Source organism: Streptomyces sp. NPDC002513 (genome assembly GCF_053595355.1).
In genome coordinates, this window is the sequence record NZ_JBSFXK010000115.1 from 1 (window position 1) to 8,139 (window position 8,139).

General features: G+C 71.3%; 8 protein-coding genes. 5 read left to right on the forward strand and 3 right to left on the reverse strand.

What is annotated here, in order from left to right:
- The first annotated feature begins 320 nt into the window (after positions 1-320).
- Entirely contained in the window at positions 321-1,613 is a 1,293-nt protein-coding gene (locus ACWD5Q_RS34705) for an ROK family protein (RefSeq protein ID WP_451431056.1), read from the forward strand.
- Between the two features lie 131 nt (positions 1,614-1,744).
- Entirely contained in the window at positions 1,745-1,942 is a 198-nt protein-coding gene (locus ACWD5Q_RS34710) for a hypothetical protein (protein ID WP_451431057.1), read from the forward strand.
- A 318-nt stretch (positions 1,943-2,260) separates the two neighbouring features.
- On the opposite strand, the gene ACWD5Q_RS34715 is transcribed toward ACWD5Q_RS34710, so the two are convergent.
- Together ACWD5Q_RS34715 and ACWD5Q_RS34720 are read right to left on the reverse strand one after the other, a co-directional pair.
- Positions 2,261-2,923 (reverse strand): HAD family hydrolase, encoded by a 663-nt coding sequence (locus ACWD5Q_RS34715; protein ID WP_451431058.1) that lies wholly within the window; start codon positions 2,921-2,923, stop codon positions 2,261-2,263.
- Positions 2,924-2,970: 47 nt separating this feature from the next.
- Entirely contained in the window at positions 2,971-3,999 is a 1,029-nt protein-coding gene (locus tag ACWD5Q_RS34720; protein ID WP_451431059.1) for a PHP domain-containing protein, read from the reverse strand.
- Between the two features lie 204 nt (positions 4,000-4,203).
- On the opposite strand from ACWD5Q_RS34720, the gene ACWD5Q_RS34725 reads away from it, so the two are divergent.
- Positions 4,204-4,443: a hypothetical protein gene (locus ACWD5Q_RS34725; protein ID WP_451431060.1), complete on the forward strand. Its 240-nt coding sequence runs from the start codon at positions 4,204-4,206 to the stop codon at positions 4,441-4,443.
- A gap of 178 nt (positions 4,444-4,621) precedes the next feature.
- On the opposite strand, the gene ACWD5Q_RS34730 is transcribed toward ACWD5Q_RS34725, so the two are convergent.
- Positions 4,622-5,860, reverse strand: coding sequence for a lectin (locus ACWD5Q_RS34730; RefSeq protein ID WP_451431061.1), 1,239 nt, complete (start codon positions 5,858-5,860; stop codon positions 4,622-4,624).
- A gap of 366 nt (positions 5,861-6,226) precedes the next feature.
- On the opposite strand from ACWD5Q_RS34730, the gene ACWD5Q_RS34735 reads away from it, so the two are divergent.
- The gene (locus ACWD5Q_RS34735; RefSeq protein ID WP_451431062.1) at positions 6,227-7,180 is read left to right on the forward strand and encodes a ribose-phosphate diphosphokinase; all 954 of its coding nucleotides are present in this window, start codon (positions 6,227-6,229) and stop codon (positions 7,178-7,180) included.
- 70 nt (positions 7,181-7,250) lie between these two features.
- Entirely contained in the window at positions 7,251-7,964 is a 714-nt protein-coding gene (locus ACWD5Q_RS34740) for an alpha/beta fold hydrolase (protein WP_451431063.1), read from the forward strand.
- Positions 7,965-8,139: the final 175 nt, after the last annotated feature.

Below are 8,139 nucleotides of genomic sequence, written 5' to 3' on the forward strand. Positions count from 1 at the left end.
GTGCGGCGCGGCACGACCGGCAGCAACGGCTCGATCCGCGCCCACAGCTCATCGGGGACGATCCACGGCGGCCGCTCACCCCTTCTCATGTGCAGACTAACAAGTCATCAGACCCCTTCATTCCGAGGCGAGTTGCAGCATTCTGTTAGGAGTTCTAAGGCGCACTGTGAGGGAAGCGGGTACGGCGGGCGCGCCGGAGGCGGAAACCGTCCATCAGGGTCACGTCTTAAATTAGGCCCTGATTTAAGCTTGCACCAAGGACGCGTCCAGGGGGTGGCGCGGCGGTATCGTGCAGATCGGGCAAGGCCGGAAGGAGTCACATGGCGAGGCGGAGCGGGCGCACGGTACGTGACCTGCGCCGGGGCAATCGCGCCGAGGTGCTGCGGCGACTGTACTTCGACGGTCCGATGAGCCGGTTCGAACTGGGCCCGGCGACCGGCCTGAGCTCAGGCTCCATCAGCAACGTGGTCGCCGAGCTGGTCGCAGACGGGCTGGTGGAGGAGGCCGGCAGCGTCGACTCCGACGGCGGACGGCCGCGCACCCTGTTGCGTGTCGCGCCCGCCAGCGGGTACATGATCGGCGTCGACGTCGGCGAAACCCGGGTCCGCGTCGAGCTGTTCGACCTGGCCCTCACCGAACTCGCCCGGACGGACAGACCGTTGGAGCACCAGCGGTACGACGTCGAGGTCGTCGTCGGGCATATCCGTGACGGCATCGCGGAGGTCCTGGCCGCCGCCGACATCGCCCCCGAACGGCTCCTGGGCGTCGGTATCGGCGTACCCGGCATCGTGGCCCGCACCCCCGAGCAGGGCGCCGTCGTGCACGGCCAGACCATCGGCTGGGACGCCGTGCCGGTGGAATCCCTGCTCCGTTCCACGTGCCACCTCCCGGACTCCGTCCCCTACTTCATCGACAACGGAGCCAGGACCCTCGGCCAGGCCGAGATGTGGTTCGGCGCCGGGCGCGGCGCCCACAGCGCGGTCGTGGTCCTCTTCGGCTCCGGCGTCGGGGCCTGCCTGGTCACCGAGGAGGTGGGCAGCGGGCGGGCCGTGGAGTGGGGTCATCTGACGGTACGGGTGCGGGGGCGGCGGTGCCGCTGCGGTGCCCTCGGCTGCCTGGAGGCCTACGCCGGTGCGGAGGCGCTCATCGACCGGTGGCGCGAACAGGGCGGACGGCCGCCCGAACGCACCGATGAGGAGACGGCGCTGACCGCCCTGCTGGCTGCCGCCTACCCGCCCGAGGGCGCCGAGGCGGACCCGGTGGCGCTCGCCGTCCTGGAGGAGACCGCCGAGTACCTGGGCGCGGGCCTGTCCGACCTGATCAACCTCTTCCAGCCCGAGCGGATCCTCATCGGCGGCTGGGCGGGGCTGCAACTCGGCTCCCGGTTCCTGTCGTCGGTGCGTCGGCACGCCATGGCCTACGCCCTGCGGTATCCGGCCGAGCGGGTCTCCATCGACATGGGCAGGCTAGGTCCGGACGCGGTGACGGTCGGGGCGGCGATCCTGCCGCTCGAGGACTTCTTCGCCCGTGGCGGGCGGCGCGCGGAGCCCGCGCACGAGGCGCGAAGGCCGACGTGGCGGACGGCGCTGGAGGAACGACGGACGCCCCGCTGACCGCTGCCGCGCAGGGTGTTACCCGTGGTTTCGCCGATGCCTGCCGGGGTACCCGGGTCTCGGCCGGAAAGGGGCCCGCATCCCGCTCGCGGGCCTCGTCAGCTCGGCGAGCGAAGAACGGAGTCAGCGCCGTGACCGACCAACGGCATCAGGGTCCCGGCGAGCGCGCCCGTCCGATCCCGCGGGACATGCCGGACCAGCAGGCCCGCGCTGTCGAGGATCCGTGGGACATCCGCACCGCCCGGGACGACCGCGCCCGCACGCCGGGCGCCCCTCACCCGGGCTTGGTCCGCCCGGACCACCCCGTCCCGGACGAGCCCACCGACTGATCCGCCCCGCGCGGGCAAGCACCCCGGACGGGGGCGGCCGGCGTGCGGCCCAGGGCAAAGGAGGGCCCCGACCGGACGGGGGGATCTCGGTCGGGGCCGTCTGTGGTGGGAGCGGACGGCGGTCGCCTCGCGGCGAAAGGCTCCACAGGGCTTCAGCCGAACGATCGTCCCTGTGGGCGAGATATGAGGCCCGGGGACACTGTCCCGTCCACTCCCACGGTTGGTTTAACTAGAAACTACCGGTGGGTGTTCCGGGAAATCGGCAGCCTGCACGTGATCTACGTCACTCGCCCAGTCGCCGGGGGACGGATCCCGGATCTACGCGTCCGGCGCCAGCGGACTGTCTCCGAGCCTGGCCAGCAGATGCGACGGATCCCGGTAGACGGCGCGGGCACCCGTCTCCCGCAGATCCGCCTCCGGAATGCCGCCCGACAGCAGGCCGACGCACGTGACCCCGGCCCGGGTTCCCGCCCGCATGTCCCATACCGTGTCGCCCACGAACACCGCCGACTCGGGCGGCACCCCGGCCAGCTCCAGGGCGTGCTCGAGGGGCTCGGGCGTCGGTTCGCCGGCCCCCGGGTCGTCGGAGCTCGCCGTCGCCGCGATGGCGTCGTCCGCCCCGATCGCCCGGCGCAGCGCCGACAGCTCCCGTCCGCTCGCCGCCGTGGCCAGGACCACGTTCCAGCCGTCGTGGTCGAGCCGCCGCAGCAGCCGTCCGGCGTCCTTCAGCGGGGGCAGGCGGTCGAAGTACGTGCCGTACAGGGCCGTGTGCGCGGCGACCAGCATGTCGACCTCGTCCCGGTCCCGGCCGCCCAGGAGATGGGCGATCAGGTCAGCGGATCCGAGGCCCACCGAGCGGTGGATCGCATGCATCGACACCTGGTGGCCTGCCTGCCGGAACGCCTCCCACCACGTCGTGACAAGAAGATGATTGGTGTCGACGAGGGTCCCGTCCACGTCGAACAAGGCCGCCCGTCCCATGATCTTCCTCCCTCAGGTACGGGCTCGGGTACCACGGGACGTGCCGGTCACACGCGCGCCGGCACCGTCCGATCCCGGGTCCAGGCCAGCAGCTCCTTCGCGGTCCAGGTGGTGATCACGCGCTCGGCGGGCACCCCGCACTCCTCGGCCCGGGCGCAGCCGTGGATCTGCCAGTCGAGCTGCCCGGGCGCGTGCGCGTCGGTGTCGATCGAGAACAGCACGCCCGCCTCCACCGCCCGTCGCAGCAGCCGGCGCGGCGGGTCGAGCCGCTCGGGCCGGCTGTTGATCTCCACGGCCGTACCGGACTCGGCGCACGCGGCGAACACCGCGTCCGCGTCGAACCCCGACTCGGGCCGCCCGCGGCCGGTGACCAGCCGTCCCGTGCAGTGCCCGAGCACGTCGGCCAGCGGATTGCGGACGGCGGCGATCATCCGGCGGGTCATCGAGCGCGCGTCCATGCGCAGCTTCGAGTGCACTGACACCACCACGACGTCCAGCCGGTCCAGCAGATCCGGCTCCTGGTCCAGCGCACCGTCGTCGAGGATGTCGCACTCGATACCGGTGAGCAGCCGGAACGGCGCCCACCGCGCATTGAGCGCGGCGATGACCTCCAACTGCTCGCGCAGCCGCTCGGCGGACAGCCCGCGGGCCACGGTGAGCCGGGGGGAGTGGTCGGTGAGCGCCGCCCACTCATGACCAAGCCGCGCGGCGGTCCTGCCCATGTCCTCGATCGGGCTGCCGCCGTCCGACCAGTCGGAGTGCAGATGGCAGTCGCCGCGCAGCAGCGCCCGCAGCCGCTCGCCGCCGCGCGTCAGCGGGGCCTCGCTCTCCCGCTCCACCTGCTCCAGGTAGCCCGGGACCCGCCCGGCCAGCGCCTCCCGTACCACCTGGGCGGTCTTGGGGCCGATCCCGCGCAGCGACTCCAGCGTCCCGGCAGCCGCCCGCTGGGCGACCTCGCCCTCGGGAAGCGCGGCCAGCACGGAGGCCGCGGTGCGAAAGGCCCGTACGCGATAGGCCGGCGCCCCGGCGCGTTCCAGCAGGAACGCGATCCGGTCCAGCGCTGCGACGGGACCCATCGACACCTCCTCACCTCCCAGCCTTGCCCAGGTGCGCCCGGCTCGCACGGCGGGCGTCCGCCGGATGCCGTTCACCCGAACGGCCGCACGCGGGGGTGGCCCGTCAGGGCGTGGGCGGTGCCGCGCCGGTCGCTGTCCGGGAGCGCCGCGGACCGGGGGGGCGTCCGAAGCGCTCCGTTTCCCCGGGCGCTCTACGCTCGATGCATGACCGAAATCGCGAGCCCGCACATCTCCCATCCGCGGATCATGGTGCTCGGCGTCCAGCCGGGCCACCCGCCGTTCCGCATCGTGGAGATCGACGGCCAGGTGGTCGGCGAGGCGAGGTCGCTCACCGATGTGCTGGCGGTCGCCGCGGAGGCCGGCATCCCGGTCCATGACATGGACGATCCCGACGTGGTCCGGTGGGTGGGCGGCGACAAGCTGACCTGGACGCTGCACCACTGAAGGCCGGTCCCGCACCGCGCTGGAGGGCCGTCCCGCGGCGCGGCACGGAACGGCCCTGTGCGCGGGCCGGAGCGGTGGTCGTGCGCCGCGGCGCACCCGAACGGGCGGGCCTCGTCGTCCTCGCCGAAGCCCGCCGCCGGGTTGGTCCGCGGCCCCCGTCGTACGAGCCGACGACGGGTCAGCCGACCGTCCACTTCTGGTTGGCGCCACCGGAGCAGGACCAGATCTGCAGAGGGGTGCCGTTCGCGGAGTTGTTGTCCGTCACATCCAGGCACTTGTTCGCCTGCGGATTCACGATGTCGTGGGCCGCGGTGACCGTCCACTTCTGGTTGGGCCCGCCGCTGCAGTCCCACAGCTGGACCTTGGAGCCGTCCGCCGTGCCGTTGCCGACCACGTCCAGGCACTTGCCGAGTGCCCGCAGGGTACCGTCCGACGCCACCGTCCACTTCTGGGCGGCCGTGCCGTTGCAGTCGTACAGCGTGACGGGCGTGCCATTGGCCGGGTTCGCGCCCGCCACGTCCACGCACTTGCCGGCGAGGCCGGTGATCGGGACACCGGTGCCGCTGGAGCTGTCGCTCGTCGTCACCTTCACCGAGTCCACGACGAGTTGCTGGGGGAACACCGTGGAACCGTCGGGGTCGCCCGGCCAGTAGCCGCCGACGGCGAGGTTGAGGATGAGGAAGAAGGGCTTGTTGAACGCCCAGGCCTTGCCGCCCAGATCGGCCGGGGTGCGCCGCTGGTAGACGGTGCCGTCCACGGACCAGGTGATCGAGTCGGGCGCCCAGTCCACGGCGAAGGTGTGGAAGGCGTCCGCGAACGCCTGGCCGTTCGGCAGGGAGTAGGCGGCACCGATGCCGCCGGAGCCCGAGTAGCCGGGGCCGTGGATGGTGCCGTGGACCGTCCCCGGCTCGAAGCCGACGTTCTCCATCACGTCGATCTCACCGCTGTTCGGCCAGCCGACCTGCCCGATGTCGTTGCCGAGCATCCAGAAGGCCGGCCACATGCCCTGACCACGCGGAATCTTCATCCGGGCCTCGACATGGCCGTACTGCGCCGTGAACTTCCCGGAGGTGTTGAGCCGGGCCGAGGTGTACTGGCAGGTGCCGTACCAGCACTGGTAGTTCGCCGGGTTCTCGCGGCGGGCCGTGATCACCAGATGTCCCTGGCCGTCCAGCGCGGCGTTCTTGTTGCCCGACGTGTAGTACTGCCGCTCGTGGTTGCTGACGTTGTCGCCGGTCTCGATCTGCCACTTGGAGGAGTCGACGGCAGCACCGGCCGGGCCGTCGAAGGTGTCGGAGAAGACGGTCGCGTCCGCCGCCTGCGGAGCCGCGTGGGCCACGGGCGTGAAGGCGGACGCGGCGAGTACCGCCGAGAGCGCGGCGAGGAGGCATCTGCGCAACAGACGTGGGGAGTCCATGACGCTCCCTTTCCGTACGGCCGCCCGGACACGGGCGGGCCGACTGGGTGGGGGGTGGGCGGTACGGCCAAAGGTGCCGGACGCACCGGAAGGGGGGTGTTGGTTCAGCTCTTGATTCAAGAGGTGAGGTAAGGGGCCGTCAAGGCCCTGGTACGGACTAATAGTTCGAGGATGTCTTCTCGCTCCTCTTCCCGGCCCTTGGCGCGCTGCTGCCCGCGTGCGTGACGCGTCCGTGGTGTGCCGCAGAGGTTTCCCCTCCCGTGGGCGGGGCACTCCGGGCGGCAGCCGCTCGCGCCCCGTGCGGTGCGAGAGCCGGTCAGTAGCATGAGACGCGCAGCCCGTTTTCGATCATGCGAGGAGCGGATCGTGCGTGACATCGCCGTCTTCAGCGGCCGTGCCCATCCCGAGCTGGCGGCGGAGGTGTGCGCGCACCTCGGGGTGCCGCTCAGCCCGGTGCGCGTCAGCAGGTTCGCCAACGACTGCCTGGAGGTACAGCTCCAGGCCAACTGCCGTGAGCGGGACGTCTTCCTCGTGCAGCCACTGGTCACCCCCGTGCAGGAGCACCTCGTCGAGCTGCTGTTGATGTGCGACGCGGCACGCGGCGCCTCCGCCGGGCGGATCACGGTGGTGATGCCGCACTACGCGTACGCCCGCTCGGACAAGAAGGACGCGCCGCGGATCTCGATCGGCGGGCGGCTGGTGGCCGACCTGCTGGTCGCGGCCGGAGCCAGCCGCGTGCTGGCCATGACCCTGCACTCGCCCCAGGTGCACGGCTTCTTCTCGGTGCCGGTCGATCATCTGCACGCCCGCCGGGAGCTGGCCGCGCACTTCCGCCAGTACGACCTCTCGCACGCCACCGTCGTCTCGCCCGACCTCGGCAACGCCAAGGAGGCGGCGGCCTTCGCCAGGATGATCGGGGCGCAGGTGGCGGCGGGCGCGAAGCAGCGGTTCGCGGACGACCGGGTCAGCATCAACGCCGTCATCGGCGATGTCGCCGGACGGGATGTCATCGTGCTGGACGACGAGATCGCCAAGGGGAGCACGGCCTTGGAACTCCTGGATCGGCTGCGTGAGTCGGGTCCGCGGTCGATCCGGATCGCCTGCACCCACGGCCTGTTCGCGGCCGGTGCCCTCAAAAGGCTCAGCGAGCAGCCTGACGTCCTGGAGATCGTGTGCACGAACACGGTGCCGGTCCCGGTCGAGGAACGCACGGAGAAGCTGCGCGTCCTGTCCATCGCCCCCGCCCTGGCCGAGGCCGTGCGCCGCATTCACAACGGCGAGTCCGTCAGCGCCCTGTTCGAGGCGCCCCGGAACGAATAGGCCGGGGATGGTGGTTCGCCGCCCGTGAACGCTGATCCTGCGTCAAGGTCTTGCCCCATAGCATGCGGACATGGTTGATCAGCGCTCGGTCGATGTGGGTGGAGTCCGGCTGGCCTACCAGGTGTCGGGTCCGCCGGATGCCCCACCGCTGGTCCTGTTGCACGCGCTGGGTGAGGACGCGACCGACTGGGAGCCGGTGGTACCCGTCCTCGCCCGTCGCCGACGGGTGTATGCCCCCGACCTTCGGGGGCATGGCCGCAGCGACTGGCCGGGGGACCATTCGCTCGAACTCATGCAAGCCGATGTGCTCCGGTTCCTGGACACGCTGGGACTGGGCCGAGTGGATGTGATCGGGCATTCCATGGGCGGGATGGTGGCCTACTTGCTCGCGGAGGACCAACCGCAGCGGGTGAGCCGGCTCGTCCTGGAGGACGTTTGTGTCCCTCGTCCCCGGGAACCGAGTGTCCCGACCAAGCCGGACGGCGACCTGACCTTCGACTGGAAGATGGTGCTGGCCGTCAGGCGGCAGATCGACGCGCCTGACCCCAGGTGGCTGGAGCGGCTCAGCGAGATCACCGCCGGGACCCTCGTGGTGGCCGGCGGTCCACGCAGCCACCTGCCTCAGGACGGCGTCGCCGAGCTGGCCCACCGCATCCCCGACGGGCAGATGGTCACCATCCCGGTCGGTCACCTGATCCACCGCGCAGCGCCGGAGGCGTTCGCGGAGGCGGTTGTGGCGTTCCTGCTGGGGGAGAAGAACGCCTGCCCGGCTCGCCAACCATGAGCGCGCGGTCACAGCCGTGACCCGGAAGCAGGAGCCGGTCCTCCCCGGCCGGGTCGTGCTCCCTGAAGGAGCCGCACAGTCCTAGTAGGGCTTCGTTAGGTAGCCCAACTGCCGTCTGATCGGTAGCGTGTGATCTTGTATCGGGTATGACACCCGAGGAGATGGATGAGGTCCG

Bases quoted from the DNA above. Each gene is read 5' to 3' on its own strand.
- ACWD5Q_RS34740 (WP_451431063.1), top strand. From the start codon at position 7,251: ATGGTTGATCAGCGCTCGGTCGATGTGGGTGGAGTCCGGCTGGCCTAC.
- ACWD5Q_RS34705 (WP_451431056.1), top strand. From the start codon at position 321: ATGGCGAGGCGGAGCGGGCGCACGGTACGTGACCTGCGCCGGGGCAAT.
- ACWD5Q_RS34720 (WP_451431059.1), bottom strand. From the start codon at position 3,999: ATGGGTCCCGTCGCAGCGCTGGACCGGATCGCGTTCCTGCTGGAACGC.
- ACWD5Q_RS34715 (WP_451431058.1), bottom strand. From the start codon at position 2,923: ATGGGACGGGCGGCCTTGTTCGACGTGGACGGGACCCTCGTCGACACC.
- ACWD5Q_RS34730 (WP_451431061.1), bottom strand. From the start codon at position 5,860: ATGGACTCCCCACGTCTGTTGCGCAGATGCCTCCTCGCCGCGCTCTCG.
- ACWD5Q_RS34725 (WP_451431060.1), top strand. From the start codon at position 4,204: ATGACCGAAATCGCGAGCCCGCACATCTCCCATCCGCGGATCATGGTG.